Here is a 17,712-nt window from a genome sequence, read left to right on the forward strand (position 1 = left end):
CTGCTCGCCTTCGCGAGCTCAGGCGACGCGGACCCCGTCGGCCTGCGGACCCTTCTCGCCCTGGACGACCTCGAACGAGACCCGCTGGCCCTCGTCGAGGCTCTTGTACCCGTCCATCTGGATGGCCGAGTAGTGGACGAAGACGTCCTGCCCGCCGTCGACGGCGATGAAGCCGAAGCCCTTCTCGGCGTTGAACCACTTCACGGTGCCCTGTGCCACGTGTGCTCCCACGTTTCGTGCGTGCGGACGACCCCTCCGACGTGGCGGGGTCGGGTCTAGCTCTTCCGCCCGTCGAACACGAACGTGGAACTCGAACCGCGCGAGACGGTACAACAGAACGAGGCGCGGAGCAGCAATCCTGGGCAGGACGGACACCCGGATCGGATGACGATCCGGTGACACGGGCCCGCCCGCCCGGGCGCGACGTCCCCGAGGGTAGCCCTCAGCCGATCAGGCCCGCCGCCCGGACCGAGCGCAGCGACGGCTCGACCCGGTGCGTGGGACCGACCACCGGCTCCAGCGGGGAGAGCGTCTTGAGGCCCTCGCCGGTGCTCAGGACCACCGTCTCCTTGGTCGGGTCCAGCCGACCGTCCGCGACGAGCCGGCGCAGGACGGCGGTGGTGACCCCGCCGGCGGTCTCGGCGAAGATCCCCGTCGTCCGGGCCAGGTCGCGGATGCCCTGGACGATCTCCTCGTCGCCGACCCGCCCCACCGCGCCGCCGGTGCGCCGGATCGCGTCGAGCGCGTAGGGTCCGTCGGCCGGGTTGCCGATGTTGAGCGACTTGGCGATGCCGAACGGCTTGACAGGCTTGACGACGTCCCAGCCCTGCTCGAAGGCGGTGGCGATCGGGTCGCAGCCGGCCGACTGCGCGCCGTACACCGTCCAGGGGGTGTCCTCGACGATGCCGGCGGCCGCCAGCTCGCGCCACGCCTTGTCGACCTTGGTCAGCAGCGAGCCCGACGCCATCGGGATGACCACCTGGGCGGGGATGCGCCAGCCGAGCTGCTCGGCGATCTCGTAGCCCATCGTCTTGGAGCCCTCGGCGTAGTAGGGCCGGACGTTCTGGTTGACGAAGGCGGTGTCCTCGAACTCGTCGGTTTCGGCGAGCTCGCTGGTGAGCCGGTTGACGTCGTCGTAGGAGCCGTCGACGGCGACCAGGGTCTGCCCGTAGATCGCCGACTGGACGACCTTGCCCGGCTCGAGGTCGGCGGGGATGAAGACGAACGACGGGATGCCCACCCGGGCGGCGTGCGCGGCGACGGAGTTCGCCAGGTTGCCGGTCGACGCGCAGGCGATCTTTCGGTAGCCCAGCCCCCGGGCCGCGGTGGCGGCCAGGCTGACCACACGGTCCTTGAACGAGTGGGTGGGGTTGGCCGAGTCGTCCTTCACCCACAGCCCGGCGGTCATGCCGAGCTCGTCGGCGAGCCGGTCGGCGCGGACCAGCGGGGTCAGGCCGGGGTCGAGGGTGACCCGCTCGGCCGGCTCCTGGCCCACCGGCAGCAGGGCCGAGTACCGCCAGATGTTCTGCGGGCCGGCCTCGATCTGCTCGCGGGTGACCGCCCGCAGCAGTTCGCGGTCGTAGTCGACCTCCAACGGGCCGAAGCACTGGGCGCAGGCGTGCTCGGCGATCAGCTCGAAGGTGGTTCCGCAGTTGCGGCACACGAGACCGCGTGCGGGGTTGGGCGGGACGGGGCCGCCGGCGGCGCTGTCGGCCTGGACGGAGCCGGGAGCGGTCAGGGTCATGCGACGACTACCTCCTCATCTTCCCCGCGCCGGGCCGTCGAGCCGCGCGGGACGGAATTGGCACCCTTCCGCTCGTGCGGCGGTTGCCGGGGCTTCACCGGGCCGTGTCCCTCTGCCCCTCTGGATGAGTGGAACGCCCAGACTGTACCCGGGAGCGGGCGGCACCCCGCCGACCGGCCAGGATGGGCCGGTGCGCGCGCGGATCGTCTACACCGACCTCGACGGGACGATGGTCGGGCCCCGGGGGTCCTTCTGGCACACCGCCGACCGGGAGCTGACCACCGACCCGGCGGCCGCGCTGGCCGAGCTGCACCGCGCCGGGGTACCGCTCGTGCTCGTCAGCGGCCGGACGCACCTGCAGCTGGTCGAGGCGGCGCGGATCTTCGCCGCGGACGGCGCCATCGCCGAGCTGGGCGCGCTGGTCAGCTGGGCCGGCGGCCGGGAACTGCACCTGCTCCGCGGCGAGCTGCCGGCCGAGCACGCCGGCCGCGCCCCGATCGAGGTCATGGCCGAGCTCGGCCTCGTCGAGGCGCTGATCGACGAGCACCCGGGGTACCTGGAGTGGCACGCGCCCTGGCACGTCGACCACACGGCCGACGCGATGCTGCGCGGCCGGGTCGACCCGCTCGCTGTCGACGCGTGGCTGGCCGAGCGGGGCGCGGGCTGGCTGACGCTCAAGGACAACGGGGCCATCCCGGCGACGTCCCGGATGCGGCTGTCGGCCGGCGCGCTGCCGCCGCGGGTCTACCACCTGATGCCGCGCGGCATCTCCAAGGGCGCGGCCGTCGCGTGGGACCTGGAGCGCCGTGGGCTCGCCGCCGCCGACGCCGTGGCGATCGGCGACAGCGTCAGCGACCTGGAGATGGCGCCCGCGGTGGGCCGGCTGTGGATCACCGCCAACGGCGCCGCCGTCGACGGCATGGCGGGGCTGCTGGCCGCCGTCCCCAACGCGTCGGTGACCCGGGCCCCGCTCGGCGAGGGCTGGGCCCAGGCCGTGCGAGCCAGCCTGTGACATCGCGACCCTCCGGGCCGCACTGCGGCCACGTGCCGCCCCGGGTGGCGCCGAGCCGCTGCGTCGCGCCTGCGCGGACCCCCTCCGGGGGCCCACTCGGCACGACCCACTCCGGTCAGGAGGTGACGTCGCGGCGGGCGAAGTGGCGGAAGGCCAGCGCGGTGAAGACCGCCGCGTACACGAGCGACTGGACCACGCCGCGGAACAGGTCGCCCGAGTCGACCGGCGTCTGCAGCAGGTCGGTCCAGGCGTACTCCTCCGCGGTCGGGAACCAGTCGCGGATGCTGCCCAGCTGCTCGACCTCGTCGAGGATGGCGAACACGAACATCGTGAACACCGCCCCGCCGACCGCGGCCAGGGGCGCGTCGGTGACCGTGGAGAACCAGAAGGCCAGCGTGCCGACGACGAGCAGGTGGACGGCGAGGTAACCGACCATGCCGGCCAGCCGGAGCAGCCCCTCCCCCTGGCCGAGGGTGACCCCGACCGGCGTCCGGATCGCGTCGAAGCCGAACGCGACGCCGCCGGCTACGACCGCGACTGCCACCAGGGTGAGCAGCGCCCCGACCGAGAGCACCAGCGCGGCGTACCACTTCTGCCGCAGCAGCCGGGCCCGCGGCACCGGCGTGGCCAGCGTGTAACGCAGCGAGCCCCACGCCGCCTCGCTGGCCACCGTGTCGCCGAAGAACAGCGCGTAGACGACGACCAGGAAGAAGTTGGTCGTCGCGAACAACACGAAGAGGGTGAAGTTGAGCCCGCTGGCGGTCGCGACGTCGACCAGGTTGATCCGCTGGTTCTCGGCCGCCTCCTCGTCGCCACCCAGCTGCAGCGCGGCGATGAGCAGCAGCGGCAGGGCCACCATCATCACGAGGACGCCGACGGTGCGCCGTCTCTTGAACTGGCGCCGCAGCTCCACCGACAGCCGCAGCGTGCGCTCCGGTCGGTAGCCCGCCACCGCCCCGGTGGGCTGCACGTGGCCGCCGGTCATGGCCGTGTCCGACGTCCGGTCCGTCGTGCTCACGCCTGCTCCTCCCCCACGAGCGCCAGGAAGGCGTCCTCCAGCCTCCGGCGCGGCAGGAACCGGTCGACCGGGATGCCGGCCTCCACGAGTGCCTGCAGCGCGCGGGCCCGGCTGGTGCCGTCGAGCTCGGCGACCAGGCCCTCGTCGGTGCGCTCGACGGCCACCCCGGGCAGCTGCTCGAGGACGGCGACGGCCCGGTCGGTCTCCGCCTCGTCGGCGGCACCGGGGGCGAGGCCCACCAGCACCGCTCCCCCGCTGCCGACGATGTCCTCCACGGTGCCCTGCGCGATCTTCTGGCCCTTGGCCATCACGACCACGTGGCTGCAGGTCTGCTCGATCTCGGCCAGCAGGTGGCTGGAGACGATGACCGTGCGGCCGGTGGCGGCGTAGGAGCGCAGCACCTCGCGCATGGCGTGGATCTGCGGCGGGTCCAGCCCGTTGGTCGGCTCGTCCAGCACCAGCAGGTCGGGCAGGCCGAGCATGGCCTGGGCGATCGCCACCCGCTGCCGCATGCCCTGGCTGTAGCTGCGCACCCGCTTGTCGATGGCCGCGCCCAACCCGGCGATCTCCAGCGCCTCCTCGAGGTGGGCGTCCTGGGCGGGGCGGCCGGTCGCGGCCCAGTAGAGGGTCAGGTTGTCGCGGCCGGACAGGTGCGGTTGCAGCCCGGTGCCCTCGACGAAGGAGCCCAGCCGCGACAGCACCGGGGCGCCGGGGCCGGCCGCGTGCCCGAAGATGCTGATCCGCCCTTCGGTCGGGCGGATCAGCCCCATGAGCATGCGCAGCGAGGTGGTCTTGCCCGCCCCGTTGGGGCCGAGCAGGCCGAGCACCTGGCCGCGGCGCACCTCGAAGGACAGGTCGCGGACGGCGACGAAGCCGTCCTTGTAGGCCTTGGTCACGCCCTCGAAGCGCAGCGGCACCTCTTCGCCGTCCGGCTCGACGACCGACACCCGCCGCCGCCGGCGGCGGCCGAGGAGCAGCGCGGCGCCCCAGCCGGCCAGGCCGAGCGCAGCAAGTACGCCGAGGAGCACCCACCACCGCGACGTGGCGGTCTCGGTGACGGCCCGGCCGTCGACGGTCGGGACGGCGAGATCGGCGGCGGTGGCCCCGTCGCCCGCGCTGCCGGCCAGCCCGACCGCGTACACGGCGGCCTCGGGGGGCAGCGCGTAGGCCTGGTCGGTCGACGAGACCACGACCCGCATGGTGTGCCCAGCCTCGAAGCGGTGCACGATCCCCGGCAGGGTGACCGCCACCTCGGTGGGCGCGGTCGGGTCGGTCGACAGGCCGGTGAGCGACACCGGGGCGACCAGCCCGGCCGGGAGCGTGAGCGCGCCGCCGGGGCCGACGTCGTAGAGCTTGGCGAACAGGGTCGCGCTGCCGCTCGCCGAGGAGACGGCCAGGTCGACGGTCGGCGCGCCGACCACCTCCACCGCGGCGGTCAGCGGCTCGCTGTCGAAGGCGGCGAACTGGCCCGGGATCTCCACGGTGGTGCCGGCCAGCGCGGCTCCGAGGCCGCCCAGCCCGGGCACGGTGGTGATCGCCGCCGGTGTGCCGCCGGCCGGGTTCACCACGGGCTGGGTCGGACCGCTCAGCGCGACGGCGGCGCGCCCGGCCGGAGCGGTGCCGTCCAGGCCGGGGTAGGCGTCGGTGACGACGGTCTGCGTGCCGCCCTGGACGCTGAAGTTCCCGCCCAGGCCGGTCGGCGCGGGGAACTGGAAGCCGGTGCCGGGATCCTCCCCGTCGCCGCGCAGGTGCCAGTCGAACCAGCCCGCGACCTCGTCGCGCAGCGCCTCGGCCTCCCGCTCCGAGGCGGAGGTGTCGTGCCCGCCGCCGTACCAGACAACCTTCACCGGCGCGCCGGTCGCGGCGATCCCCCGGGCGTTGGCGTCGGCCTGGCCGAGGCCGAACAGCGAGTCCTGGGTGCCCTGCACGAGCAGGGTCGGCACGTCGATCCGGTCGAGGACGCCGGCCGGGCTGCTGCGGTCGAGCACCGCGGCGACCTCGGGCGTGAGCGTGCCGCTCGCGGCGGCGGACTGGTACGCGACGCACACCTCGGCACTGAAGCGGCCGCAGGTCAGCGCCCGCTCGACGACGGCTGGGTCCGCGGAGGCCGGGCCGAGCTCCGAGAGCCGGCCGGCGAGTGCGGCCGGGTCCGGGGCCGCGGCGGCGCTCCGGTCCGCGGACGTCTCGTCCGTGCTGCCGATGCCCCCGCCGGCGTCCCCGCCGCCGAGCCCGCCGAGCAGGCCGGCGGTGGGCAGCGAGCCGACGCCGAAGAACAGCCCGGCCCAGAGCTTCTTGTAGACGCCGGAGTCCTCCGGGCCCGGGGTGGCCGCCACGGTGCCGGCGTCGGTGACGCCCTCCTGCGAGGGGAACAACGCGGCGGTGAGCGAGTTCCACGTGATCTGCGGCGCGATGGCGTCTACCCGGTCGTCGTAGGCGGCACCGAGCAGCGCGAGCGCGCCGCCGTAGGAGGCCCCGGCCACGCCGACCACGGGGTCGCCCGCGGCGTCGAGCGCGACGTCCTCCCGTGTAGCCAGCAGGTCGAGCAGAGTGCTCAGGTCGGCGACCTCGAAGCGTGGGTCGTTGAGCCCGATCACCCCGCCGCTGCGGCCGAAGCCGCGGGCCGAGTAGGCCAGGACGACGTAGCCGCGCTCGGCCAGGTACCGGGCCTCCTCGGCCATCGAGTCCTTGCTTCCCCCGAAGCCGTGCGCGAGCACGACGGCCGGCGCCGGGTCCCCGCCGGCCGGCAGGTAGAGGGTGGTGTCGAGCTCGACGGCGGCCGCGCCGGCGCCGGAGGGCACGAGCGCCTCCTCGGTGCGCACGCTCTCGGCCGCGGTGGCCGGCGTCGGGAGCAGCAGCAGCAGCGTGCTGACCAGCAGGGCGGCGAGGACGGCGGACGTCGCCCGTGCGCCGGGGCGCGGCCGGAGACGCACGCGCGCTGGAACGGGGCGCACGACGTCAGCCAACGGACGACGGCCGTCCGGTGTTCCGGACGGCGGTGCGGGGTCCGGTCAGGGGCGCCAGTCGCCGGTGGCCACGACGACCAGACCGGGCGTCGGGACGTCGGGGACCTGGAAGAACCGCGGCGCGGGACCGGCGAGGCCGGGGAACTGGTCGACCAGCTGGACGGCGGCCTGGCGCTGCGTCTCGTCGCCCTCGGTGAAGAAGACCGTGGTGGTGGCGACGTCGGTGCCCGGGTACGCCCCGACGGCCGGTGCCTCCCACCCGCCGGCCACCACGGCCGCCGAGATGTCCGCGGCCAGCCCGTTGATGCTCGTGGCGTTCAGCACGGTGACCGGGACGCGGACCGGAGCGGCCGGCGTCGCCACCGGGACGGGCTGCAGCTCTAGCGGCGGCAGGGCCGCGGTGGCCGGGCTCGCGGGCGCGGTGCTGGCGGGAGCCGACGTGGCCGCGGACGCCGCGCCGTCCACCGGCTTGCCCGACGAGGTCTCCTGGGTGCCGGGCGACACGACCGTGTGGACCCCGAGCACGCCGAGCGCGATGACGGCCGTGGCCACCAGACCCTGCAGGACCCGGCGCGGCCGGCGGTCGGTGGGCCCGTCGGCGTCGCGGGAGCGCTTGGCGGCCTTGACGCGGGCGGCCTCGGCGGCCTGCCGCTGGGCGCGGAGTGCCGCGCGGCCGCCGACGACCGGAGTGCTCCCGGTGTGGGCTCCGGCGGCGGCGCGCTCACCGGTGGCCGGCCACCGGTCGTCGTCCGCGGCGGGCAGCCGGGTCGGCTCGTCGCGGCGACCCCCGGTGCCGGCCGGCAGGTCCTCGTCCCCGTCCGCGCCGGCGCGGACGCGCCAGGAGTCGACGTCCCGCTCGGGGATGGCGGTCGTGGCCGGGGCCGGGGGCGGGCGGTCCCCCGCGCCCGAGGGCTTGGTCCAGTCGCCGTAGGACGGCCGATCCGCGGCAGCCGGGGGGAAGGCGGCGGGCGCCGCCAGGGCGGCCAGCCGCGGCGCGGAGCCGCGGTCGGCGGCGCGGGCGGCGGAGGCGCCGCCGGGCCGGCGCCCGGGGACAGCGGACGTGGGCGGGTGCACCGGGTCCTCGAACGCCCATGCGGCCGACGGGCCCGCGCCGGCCGACCGCGCAGCGGGCGCCGGGGCGGGATTGCTGGCGGAGGATGCCGCCCGACCGGATGCGCCGGCCCGGGTCGGGGCGGGCGAGCGTCCGCCGGGGAGCTCGGGCGACGGGACGGCGCGGAACGGCGCGGCCGTGGTGCGCGGGCCCGCCGGCGCGGCGCCACGAGGCGCGGCCGGCGCGGCACCGGACGGGCCGGCACCTGCGCCCCGAGGGCTGCCCGGTGCTGTGCCCCGGGGGCCGGCGGGCGGTGGGACGGGCGGGCGGGAACGGCCGACCGGGCGGGCGTCGTCGGCCGGGCGGGAGGAGCGGCCGGTCGACCCGGCGGGTACGCGGACGGCGCGCGCCTCGGGTCTCACCAGCGGACGACCGCCGGAGGGACGGGACGGCGAGCCGAACAGCGCGTCGCGACGGCGGTCGGTCGGCTGGTCGGCGGGCGCCGGCGACCCCCCGCGCCACAGGGCGTCGGGGCCGTCGGTCCGGCGGCGGCCACCGGCTACCGGGGCACTCCCGGGCCCGGCTCCGTCACTCCCCGACGCCGCGTGCCTGCCCACGGTGAGCGAATGTAAACGGCTCAGCCGCCGTTGCCCACTACCTCATCGGCACGTCGCCGGTGACGCGCCGTGCGGACCCGCCGGAGCCGCCGGACGAGCAGCGGATCGGCGGCCAGCGCGTCGGGCCGGTCCAGCAGGGCGTTGAGCGTCTGGTAGTAGCGCGTCGGCGTGACGTCGAAGCACCGGCGGATGGCCGTCTCCTTGGCGCCGGGCCGGCGCCACCACTGCCGCTCGAAGGCGAGCATCTCGTGCTCCCGCCGCGTCAGCCCGGCGGTCGGGGGCCGTCCGGCGGACTCCCCCGACCCGTCGGGCCGGAGCGGGGAGACTCCGGCTGCGGGATCGCTGGTCATGGTGCGTGGTGCCCTTCCTCGGTCGTACGGCCCGGATCGGGCGGTACGGGACGAACGCTAGACCCGGCCACCGACAGTTCCGAGCCGCTCGCGCGCGCCTCCCTCACCGTTCCGGGCTGCGCTCAGACCGGTTCGGGCACGACCTCCGCCAGGGCGCGCCGGCGCACCGCCCGCGCGTTGCGGAGGCTGTCGACGGTGAAGACCGCCAGCGCGACCCAGACGATCGCGAAGCCGGCCAGCCGGGCCGGCGGCATCGGCTCGCCGTACACGAACACGCCGATCGCGAGCTGCATCAGCGGCGTCAGGTACTGCAGCAATCCCACCGTCGACAGCGGCACCCGCCGGGCGGCGGCGGCGAACAGCAGCAGGGGCACCGCCGTCGCCACCCCCGAGCCCATCATGAGCAGCAGGTGACCGGTGCCCTCGTCGCCGGTCGCGGCGAGGCCCCGGGTGTGCAGCAGGGCGAGCACGACGACGGCGGGCAGGGCGACGAGCGCGGTCTCGAGGAAGAGCCCGGGCGCGGACTCGACGCGGACGAGCTTCTTCAGCAACCCGTACAGCGCGAAGGTGACGGCGAGCGACAGGGCGATCCAGGGGGGTCGGCCGTAGTCGACGGTCAGCACGGCCACGGCCACCGCCGCGATGCCGACCGCCACCCACTGCAGCCGGCGCAGCCGCTCTCGCAGCACGACGACGGCCAGCAGCACGCTGACCAGCGGGTTGATGAAGTAGCCGAGCGAGGTCTCGACGACCTGCCCGGAGTTCACGCCGTAGACGAAGATCAGCCAGTTACCAGAGATGAGCAGCGCGGCGCCGACGAGGATGAGCACCGTCCGCAGCTCGGTGACCGCCGCGCGCACCAGCCGCCACCGTCGGGCGACGGTGAGGACCAGGGCGACGAACACCAGCGACCACAGCACCCGGTGCGCGACGATCTCCAGGCCCCCCGCCGGCTCGAGCAAGGGGAAGTAGAGGGGGAACAGCCCCCACAGACCGTAGGCGGCCAGCCCGAAGGCCACCCCCGGGCGACGCTCGTCCACCGCCGCACCGTACGCCCGGCCCGTGGTGACCTACTGGAACGGCCCCTGCAGGATCCCGCCGCGAGCGTGCCGGTGGCGGGGGCAGGGGGTCCTTCTCTAGACGGTCTGGATGTAGTCGACCAACTGCTTGCGCTCGGCTTCGAGCTCGTCGAGGCGGGCCTTGACGACGTCGCCGATGGAGACGATGCCGACCAGCGCGCCGTCGTCGACCACCGGCACGTGGCGGACCCGGTGGTCGGTCATCAGCTGCGCCAGGTCGTGCACACCGGAACCGGGCGTGCACGTGTGCACCTCGGCGGTCATCACCCTGCTCACCGGCTCGGCGAGCAGGCCGGCGCCGTGCTCGTGCAGCCCGCGCGCGATGTCACGTTCGGAGAGGATGCCGTCGATGCCGCGTCCGTCGGAGGAGACGACCAGCGCGCCGACCCGGTGCTCGGCCAGCAGGCCGAGCGCGGTGCGCACGCTGGCGCTGCCGTCGACGGTGGCCACGTCGTGGCCCTTGCGGCGGAGCAGCTGGCTGATCTGCACGACGGTCTCCTTCCGCTGGCTGGACGGCAGTGTCCACCCCCGGTCGCCCGCTCGGCAACGGCCGCACCCGTCCGGGTGGCGGACCGCCGGCCGGGCACGGAGGACGCCGCCGCGCGAGCCCGGACCCGGGGCGCCCGGCACGGCCTACCGTGGTCGGCGTGCGCGAGCAGCTCCCGCGGCCGGGCCCGCTGCAGTGGGTGTGGTACGCGCTCGGTGGCGGCCTGCCCGCGCGGCTGGCGCCGTGGGTGCTGGCCGACACGACCGGGCCGGGGTGGGTGTGGCGGCACCTCGCACGGGCGCTGGTGCAAGTGGCTCCCCTGGTCGTGATCTGCCTCGTGGTGGTGCCCGTGCCGTTCGCGTACCGGGTGTCCGCCGCCGGGGGCGGCCTGCTGCTCGGCCTGCTGTTCTCGGTGGCCTTCATGACCGAGACCACCGAGCACCGCGTGGTCAAGGCCGGCTACCCGCCGGGCACGGCCGGTCGGGTGCGGGCCGAGCGCGCCGAGCGGGCCCGGCTCGAGCGGCACGCCCGGTACCGGCGGGACGGCGCCGGCAGCTTCGACTGATCGGGCCGGCGCGTCCGACCCCTGAAGGCCGACCCGGTCAGTCCTCGACCCGGAAGCCGATCTTCAGCCGCACCTGGAAGTGCGCCACGTCGCCCTCGACCACGTGACCGCGGATCTCCTGGGTCTCGAACCACTCGACGTGCCGGACCGTCTCAGCGGCCTTGCGGATCGCGTTGCGGATCGCGTCGTCGACACCGGTCGTGCTGCTGCCCACGATCTCGCTGAGCCGGTACACGTGGTCGGTCATCAGGCCTCCTCGGCGCACGGCGCCGCCCCGTCGCGGCACGTGCCGCCGACCATGGCAGAGGACCGGCCGCCAGGCAGCACCAGGTCGCGCGGGCCGGGAAGGACGGCGGCGTCGCTGGGAGCCGACGGGGGGACTCGAACCCCCAACCGCCCGATTACAAGTCGGGTGCGCTACCAGTTGCGCCACGCCGGCGGGACACGGGAACACGTCCCGGGACAAGGATAGGGACGACGCCAGCGGACGACGCCAGCGGACGACGCCAGCGGACAACGCCAGCGGACAACGCCAGCGGACGACGCCAGCGGACGACTCCGCGGAGTCGGGCCGCCGGCCGTGCACGCGCGACCGGACCAGGGACGGGGTCCAGGCAGAGCCAGCGCGCGCCGCCGCATCCGCTTGCGGTGTTGCGCGCGCTCTTGCGGCGATGCACCACCGCAAGAGCAGGAACAGGACCGCAAGAGCGCGGTCGGGGGGATGACCGGGTCGTCCCGAGCGCCACGCCGGCGACCGGCCGCCGAGCGCGGGCGGCCTCGACCGGGCGCCCTGGGGCGCTCAGGCCGCGTCGGTGCCGGCGGCCTCGCCGCCGCCGACGAATGCGGCCGGGTCGCTGCCCGACTCCGGCCCGGCCGCGAGCCACCGGGCGAACCCGTCGGGGTCACGCCGCTCCAGCTCGTCGAGCGCCTCCTGGCGTCGGCGCACCACCGACTGACGGACGGACGATTCCAGCGGGCCGGCCAGCGCGGCGGTCGAGTGCACCCACTCCTCCCCCAGCGCCGCGGTGCTGAGCTCCGACACGGGCGGGAACAGGCGCGCGGCGGCCGGGGCGGCCGGGTCCCTGCGAGACGTCGCCGCACCGATCACGTCGGCCCCGCCCATCCACCACGGGACCCGGCCGGAGCCGCTCGGCGCGGCCGCACGAGGGCCGGCCTCGGCCGGCGAGCGCACCATCCAGAACACGATCCCCGCCGTCGCGACGAGCCCGGCGAGCACCGCCGCCGCGATGCCGCCGGCGAGCACCGACACGCCGGAGAGCGCGAGGAGCACGCCGACCGTCCAGGCCGCCGCCAGCACCGCCACCTCGGCCGGCGAGCGGCGGGCCCGGGCGGGCGCCTCCGCCTCCCGGGCCATCCCCCAGCCGAGACAGCCGGCCAACGCCCCCGCGACACCGACGGCGACGACGCCCGGACCCCTGAGCGCCACACCCCCGACGATCGCTACGAGGCCGCCGGCCGACAGTGCGGCGACGACCAGCGCACGGGTGATTCCACGGGTGGGCACAGGTGTTCTCCTCGGACGTGCTCGACGGATCGCGCGGTGACCGCCGCAGCACGCCATGCTGCGCCGGCTCCACCGCCGCTCACCTCCTACCCCGCGCACCGGTCCGTTGCACACGACGAAAACGTGTCGTCCCGGACGACGCCCCCGGGGGGTCTTCCGCACGCGGCCTCCGAGGAGGAGCCTCGGCGGGGAGACGGCAGGTCCTGGTTCGCGGAGGTGTTTCCGTGTCGACGTCCACCCCTCTCGCCCCCTCCGGCCCGGACGACGGCGACGTCCTCGCCCGGCAGGAGTCGGAGCCCCGCACCCGCACGCTGGGTGAGGGCTGGACCGGCCGTGAAGTGGTGGTCGGCGTCGACGGCAGCGAGTGCGGCCTCACCGCCGTCCGGTGGGCGACCGAGGAGGCCGCCCGCCGCGACGCCCCGCTGCGCATCGTGCACGCGGCGCCCTACCTCGGCCGACGCGACGTGAGCGGGCCGGTGCCCCCGCCGGAGCTGCCGCGGGCGCGGCGGATCACCGCGCAGGCCTACACGCTGGCCCGCCACACCGAACCGGGCGTGCGGGCCGACACCGAGGTGGTGCCCGGCGACCCCACGGCCGTCCTGCTGCGGGCCTCCTCGGAGTGCCAGCTCGTCGTCCTGGGCATCTCCACCACCGGAGCTCCGGACGAGATGGTGCTGGCCCCGGTTCCGCAGCGGGTGGCGGCCCGGGCGACCACCCCGGTCGTCGTCGTGCCGCGCCCGCACGGCGCGGAGCCGGCCGGCCGGCCCGTCGTGGCCGTGCTGGGTCTCGGTGACCACGCGGACGACGAGCCGGTGCTGGCCTACGCCGCAGACGCGGCCCGGCGCTCCGACGCCCGGCTCCGGGTGGTGCGGGCCCGCTCCCGGCGCTCGACCGGCGGTCCGCCCCCCGACGAGTCCGGCCTGACGAGCCGGGCCGACCTCGAGGACATCGTCGTCGAGGAGCGGCAGCTGCCCGGCGGCGCGCCGGGTGACGTGCTGACCGCGGCCGCCCACACCCCCCTGCTGGTCATCAGCTCCGGGCACGGCGGCTTCCTGCACCGCACGCTCGACGCCCCGCACCGCTGGCTGCTGCGGCACTGCACCTCCCCGATGGCCCTGGTCCCCCCGGCCCGGCGGCCGGAGCTGGAGCCGCGGGAGGAGATCATCGCGGTCGGCTGACGCGCCCGCGCCCGCGCCGGCCCGGCCGACCGCCGACCACCCGTGACCGGACGGCGACCCGGCAGGATCGCCCGTCGTGGGCACCTCCGTGGTCGACGTCGGTCCCCGGCTGGCCGTCGTCCTCCTCCTGCTGACGGCGCTGGCCGCGGCCGGCGGTCGACTGTCGGGCCTGGGCCAGGAGCGGCCCGTCGTGACCGCGGCGCTGCGGGCCGCCGTCCAGCTCTCGGTCGTCTCGCTGGTGCTGTCGGCCGTCGTCGGGTCGCTGTGGCTCTCGGCCGGTTTCGTGCTGCTCATGGTGGCCGTGGCCGCGGCCACCGCCACCGGCCGGGTCACCGGCCGGTCGGCCACTGCGGCCGGGGTCCGCCGCCGGGTGCCCGTCGCGGCGCTGCCGATCGTCGCCGGCGCCGCGCCGGTCGTGGCGCTGGTGCTGGCCAGCGGCACCGTTCCGCTGCGCGGCATCGCGGTCATCCCGGTCGCCGGCATCCTGATCGGTGGGGCGATGACCGCGACCTCGCTGGCCGGGCGGCGGCTGCGGGAGGAGCTGACCCGGCGGCGGGGGGAGGTCGAGGCCGCGCTGGCCGTGGGCCTGCTGCCCCGAGAGGCGGCGTTGTTCGTCGCCCGTCCGGCGGCCGCCACCGCGCTGGTGCCACCGCTCGACCAGACCCGGACCGTCGGGCTGGTCACCCTGCCGGGGGCGTTCGTCGGCGTGCTGCTCGGTGGAGGCGGCCCGGTGCAGGCGGGCGCCGCCCAGCTGCTGGTCCTGGTGGGGTTGCTCGCCACGGAGGTCGTCGCCGTCTGGACGGTCACCGAGCTCGTCGCCCGCGGCGCGCTGCTCGACGACCTGCCGCGCTGAACCGGGGACGTCCGGGAACAGTCCGCCGCGGCACGACCTTCGCACGGAGGAACCCACCCAGCAGACTCACAGGCACCGTCCAGCACGGCGCCAGCGGCCGGCCGGAGAGTGGAGTTCGCCGCGGCCGGACGGGTCGCGCCCGAGGGAGGACCCAGCAGTGACTGACCAGCAGCGCCCCGACCCGACCCCGTTCGGTCCCGACGGCGCCGGCACGACGGAGCCGGTGTCGGGCACAGCCGCCGGGCCCGCACCCGCCGACCGGGGCACCACCGGTCCGGCCGACGTCGGTCCGCCGCCCCCCGCGCCGTCGGGCACCGACCGGCCCGTGCCAGCTCCGGACGGCATGCCCCCCCGCGGCGCGCCCGTGGACGGTCGGCCGACGGCCGCCGGTCCGCACCCGAGCCCGTGGGCTCCTCCGGCCTGGGGCCTGCCCGGTGCGCGACCGCAGCACACGGCCCCGTTCCCCGGGCAGCCCGGCCAGCCGGGGCAGCACGGTCAGCCGGGGCAGCACGGCCAGCCGGGTGGCGGCTTCGGTGACGCCCCGGTCTTCGGGCCGGGCCTTCCGCCGGACCCCGCAGCGGTCGGCGGACCCTACGCGCCACCGGCCCGGCGCCGCGGCGGCCGGATGCGGCTCGGGGTGGCCGGCCTGGTGCTGGGCGCGCTCATCGGCGGCAGCGCCGGCGCCGGCACCGTCGCGCTGCTCGACCGGCCCGGCACGGTCACCGGCGCGGCCGCGCCCGCCCAGGAGGTCGTCATCCGCGACCCCGAGACCGCCACCACCGCGACCGCCGCCGCGGCCAAGGCCGCGCCGAGCGTGGTCACCCTCTACGTGCAGAGCGGATCGCAGTCGGGCAGCGGCTCGGGCGTCGTCCTGACCGAGGACGGCTACGTGCTGACCAACAACCACGTCGTCTCGATCGAGGGCGGCGACGCGCGGGTGCAGGTCCGGGACTCCGCCGGCAATCTCTACGAGGCGACCGTGGTGGGCAGCGAGCCGTCGGCCGACCTGGCGGTGGTGAAGCTCGAGGGAGCCTCGGGCCTGGTCCCCGCCGAGTTCGCCGACTCCGACGACGTCCAGGTCGGGGACGTGGCCGTGGCCATCGGCTCGCCGCTGGGCCTGGACAACACGGTCACCGACGGCATCATCAGCGCGACCAAGCGCGCCGTGGCCACCGGTGGGGGCAGCGACGAGGCGACGGTGATCGACGCCATCCAGACCGACGCGGCCATCAACCCGGGCAACTCCGGCGGCGCGCTGGTCAACGCGGCCGGCGAGGTGATCGGCATCAACACCGCGATCGCCACCGTGCCGACCGGCCTGCCCGGGGCGGGACAGGGCGGCAACATCGGGGTGGGCTTCGCGATCCCGAGCAACACCGCCGAGCGCATCGCGACCGAGATCATCGAGACCGGTCAGGCGCAGCAGGCCTTTCTCGGCGTGAGCGCCACCACCGAGGGCGACGCGGGCAACTCCGGCCTGGGCATCGGTGCCCGACTGGTCGCCATCGAGCCCGGCACCGGCGCCGCGGAGGCCGGTCTGCAGCCCGGCGACGTGGTGACCGCGGTCGGCGAGCGGCCGATCACGACCTCGACCGAGCTGACCGCCGCCATCCGGAGCCGTACGCCGGGCGAGGGGATCACCCTCTCCGTCCGCCGGGGCGGGAGCACCTCCACCGTGGAGGTCACGCTCGGCGCCACCGACTGATCGAGGCCCCGCGACGGCCGCGGCACCTCCGGGGTGCCGCGGCAGTCGCGCGTGCGCGGGCGGTCGGGCTCGCCGGATCGGTCCGCCGGGTCCGACCCGCTCCGTCCGGACGGCGACGCCGGCCGATCCCTACGCTCGGACTCGTGCCGCCATCCCCCGCGACCGCGCCCCTGGCCTCCTCGCTCGACGAACCGGCGCGGGCCCGCGACCTCGCTCGGATGAAGCGCCTGGCCACCGGGCTGTTCCTGGTCGCGGCCGCGGTGTTCGTCGTCTGCGCGCTGCTCGGCGACGAGGCCGGCGCCTGGGTCGGCTACGTCCGCGCCACCGCGGAGGCCTCGATGGTGGGCGCGCTCGCCGACTGGTTCGCCGTCACCGCACTGTTCCGGCACCCGCTGCGGCTGCCCATCCCGCACACCGCGATCATCCCGCGCAAGAAGGACCAGATCGGCGCCAGCCTGGGGTCCTTCGTCCAGCAGAACTTCCTCACCAAGGCCGTCGTCGAGCACACCCTCGACGGCGTCGACGTGCCCGGCCGGCTCGGCGCCTTCCTGGCTGCGCCCGGGCGGGCGGAGCGGCTGGCCGGTGATGCCGCGGTGGCGCTCAAGGCGGTCACCGACCTGCTGCGCGACGACGACGTCCAGCCCGCGGTGTCCGCCCTGGTCGACCGGCGGCTGCACGAGACACCGGCGGCGCCCATCGTCGCGCGCGCCCTGGAGGTCGTGGTCGAGGGCGACCGGCACCAGGAGGTGCTCTCGGCCGCGTTGCGGGGCCTGGCCCGCTTCCTGCAGGACAACCGGGTGGTGTTCCGGGCGCAGCTGGGGGACGCCTCGCCGCCCTGGGTGCCCGACTGGGTCGACGACCGCGTGTTCGACCGGGCGTTCCGCGGCGTGCTGGACTTCCTCGACGAGGTGGGCGACGACCCCCGCCACGAGCTGCGCCGGGTGTACGAGCGCAAGCTGCGCGCGTACGTGCACGCGCTGCGCACCGATCCGGCCACCGCGGCGCGGGTCGAGGAGCTCAAGAAGGAGCTGATCGAGCACCCCGCCGTCCGCGCGTGGTCGACGTCGCTGTGGACGAACGCGAAGAACGCCGTCCTGGCCGCCGCCGAGGACCCGGATTCCGAGCTGCGGACCCGGCTCGTGGCGATGGTCCACGAGGTCGCCGGGCGGCTGCAGAAGGACGCGACGGTGCGCGAACTGGCGCAGCGGCAGGCGCAGCGCATCGCCGGCTACCTGGTGGAGCGCTTCGCCGGCGACCTGGCCCAGCTGGTCGGGACCACCGTCGCCCGCTGGGACACCGACGAGACCAGCCGCCGGATCGAGCTGCAGATCGGCCGGGACCTGCAGTGGATCCGGGTCAACGGCACGGTCGTCGGCGGCCTCGCCGGCCTGGTCATCTACACGATCGCCCAGCTGCTGTCGTGAGGAGCGGGGGGCCCGGAGGGTCTCCGCGATCGAGCGACGCAGCGGCTCACCGCGACGGGGGGACGGCTCCTGGCCGCGGTGCGGGTCGCGAGGAGTGGGGGCCCGGAGGGTCTCCGCGATCGAGCGACGCAGCGGCTCACC

Annotated in this window: 16 protein-coding genes, 1 tRNA gene and 1 riboswitch; of the genes, 6 read left to right on the top strand and 11 right to left on the bottom strand. The window is 76.0% G+C overall.

The annotated features are described in order from the left end of the window. Positions 1-18: 18 nt before the first annotated feature. A complete protein-coding gene (locus OF117_RS09880; protein WP_093577808.1) occupies positions 19-219 on the bottom strand; it encodes a cold-shock protein in 201 nt (66 codons plus the stop codon). A gap of 223 nt (positions 220-442) precedes the next feature. Continuing rightward, positions 443-1,744, bottom strand: coding sequence for a threonine synthase (gene thrC, locus OF117_RS09885; RefSeq protein ID WP_263552655.1), 1,302 nt, complete (start codon positions 1,742-1,744; stop codon positions 443-445). 12 nt (positions 1,745-1,756) lie between these two features. Continuing rightward, positions 1,757-1,875, bottom strand: a riboswitch (SAM riboswitch). Between the two features lie 59 nt (positions 1,876-1,934). Here thrC and OF117_RS09890 point away from each other — a divergent pair. Continuing rightward, positions 1,935-2,756 (top strand): HAD family hydrolase, encoded by an 822-nt coding sequence (locus OF117_RS09890; protein WP_263552656.1) that lies wholly within the window; start codon positions 1,935-1,937, stop codon positions 2,754-2,756. Between the two features lie 115 nt (positions 2,757-2,871). Here the strand turns inward: OF117_RS09890 and OF117_RS09895 are convergent, their stop codons facing one another. The 6 genes from OF117_RS09895 to OF117_RS09920 form a co-directional block, all read right to left on the bottom strand. Further along, entirely contained in the window at positions 2,872-3,774 is a 903-nt protein-coding gene (locus tag OF117_RS09895; protein ID WP_263552657.1) for an ABC transporter permease, read from the bottom strand. Then, on the bottom strand, positions 3,771-6,704 hold the full coding sequence (locus OF117_RS09900) for an alpha/beta fold hydrolase (RefSeq protein ID WP_263552658.1): 2,934 nt from the start codon (positions 6,702-6,704) through the stop codon (positions 3,771-3,773). The genes OF117_RS09895 and OF117_RS09900 overlap by 4 nt, the downstream gene beginning before the upstream one ends. A 78-nt stretch (positions 6,705-6,782) precedes the next feature. Then, positions 6,783-7,811: a LytR C-terminal domain-containing protein gene (locus OF117_RS09905; RefSeq protein ID WP_263552659.1), complete on the bottom strand. Its 1,029-nt coding sequence runs from the start codon at positions 7,809-7,811 to the stop codon at positions 6,783-6,785. Positions 7,812-8,425: 614 nt separating this feature from the next. Further along, entirely contained in the window at positions 8,426-8,755 is a 330-nt protein-coding gene (locus OF117_RS09910; protein ID WP_263552660.1) for a DUF3263 domain-containing protein, read from the bottom strand. 122 nt (positions 8,756-8,877) lie between these two features. Further along, a complete protein-coding gene (gene rarD / locus OF117_RS09915; RefSeq protein ID WP_263552661.1) occupies positions 8,878-9,795 on the bottom strand; it encodes an EamA family transporter RarD in 918 nt (305 codons plus the stop codon). A 96-nt stretch (positions 9,796-9,891) separates the two neighbouring features. Beyond that, positions 9,892-10,323: a CBS domain-containing protein gene (locus tag OF117_RS09920; protein ID WP_263552662.1), complete on the bottom strand. Its 432-nt coding sequence runs from the start codon at positions 10,321-10,323 to the stop codon at positions 9,892-9,894. A 158-nt stretch (positions 10,324-10,481) separates the two neighbouring features. Here OF117_RS09920 and OF117_RS09925 point away from each other — a divergent pair, with 158 nt between their 5' ends. After that, positions 10,482-10,886 (top strand): DUF5313 domain-containing protein, encoded by a 405-nt coding sequence (locus OF117_RS09925; RefSeq protein ID WP_263552663.1) that lies wholly within the window; start codon positions 10,482-10,484, stop codon positions 10,884-10,886. A gap of 37 nt (positions 10,887-10,923) precedes the next feature. Here OF117_RS09925 and OF117_RS09930 read toward each other — a convergent pair whose 3' ends face one another. The 3 genes from OF117_RS09930 to OF117_RS09940 form a co-directional block, all read right to left on the bottom strand. Continuing rightward, entirely contained in the window at positions 10,924-11,133 is a 210-nt protein-coding gene (locus OF117_RS09930; RefSeq protein WP_263552664.1) for a dodecin, read from the bottom strand. Between the two features lie 119 nt (positions 11,134-11,252). Further along, positions 11,253-11,325: transfer RNA gene (locus OF117_RS09935), tRNA-Thr, on the bottom strand. 360 nt (positions 11,326-11,685) lie between these two features. After that, positions 11,686-12,411 (bottom strand): hypothetical protein, encoded by a 726-nt coding sequence (locus OF117_RS09940; protein WP_263552665.1) that lies wholly within the window; start codon positions 12,409-12,411, stop codon positions 11,686-11,688. A gap of 224 nt (positions 12,412-12,635) precedes the next feature. Here OF117_RS09940 and OF117_RS09945 point away from each other — a divergent pair, with 224 nt between their 5' ends. The 4 genes from OF117_RS09945 (at position 12,636) to OF117_RS09960 (ending at position 17,571) form a co-directional block, all read left to right on the top strand. Continuing rightward, positions 12,636-13,589, top strand: a complete 954-nt coding sequence (locus OF117_RS09945; protein ID WP_263552666.1) for a universal stress protein — start codon at positions 12,636-12,638, stop codon at positions 13,587-13,589. A 76-nt stretch (positions 13,590-13,665) separates the two neighbouring features. Further along, the gene (locus OF117_RS09950; protein ID WP_263552667.1) at positions 13,666-14,442 is read left to right on the top strand and encodes an ABC transporter permease; all 777 of its coding nucleotides are present in this window, start codon (positions 13,666-13,668) and stop codon (positions 14,440-14,442) included. A gap of 625 nt (positions 14,443-15,067) precedes the next feature. After that, a complete protein-coding gene (locus OF117_RS09955) occupies positions 15,068-16,147 on the top strand; it encodes a S1C family serine protease (RefSeq protein WP_263552668.1) in 1,080 nt (359 codons plus the stop codon). Between the two features lie 143 nt (positions 16,148-16,290). Next, positions 16,291-17,571, top strand: a complete 1,281-nt coding sequence (locus OF117_RS09960; RefSeq protein WP_263552669.1) for a DUF445 domain-containing protein — start codon at positions 16,291-16,293, stop codon at positions 17,569-17,571. Positions 17,572-17,712: the final 141 nt, after the last annotated feature.

The organism is Geodermatophilus sp. YIM 151500, from assembly GCF_025716945.1.
GTDB lineage: Bacteria > Actinomycetota > Actinomycetes > Mycobacteriales > Geodermatophilaceae > YIM-151500.

What these genes read in the sequence shown, in the direction of transcription:
- thrC (WP_263552655.1), bottom strand. Translation starts at nt 1,744, where the DNA reads ATGACCCTGACCGCTCCCGGCTCCGTCCAGGCCGACAGCGCCGCCGGC.
- OF117_RS09910 (WP_263552660.1), bottom strand. Translation starts at nt 8,755, where the DNA reads ATGACCAGCGATCCCGCAGCCGGAGTCTCCCCGCTCCGGCCCGACGGG.
- OF117_RS09930 (WP_263552664.1), bottom strand. Translation starts at nt 11,133, where the DNA reads ATGACCGACCACGTGTACCGGCTCAGCGAGATCGTGGGCAGCAGCACG.
- OF117_RS09955 (WP_263552668.1), top strand. Translation starts at nt 15,068, where the DNA reads ATGCGGCTCGGGGTGGCCGGCCTGGTGCTGGGCGCGCTCATCGGCGGC.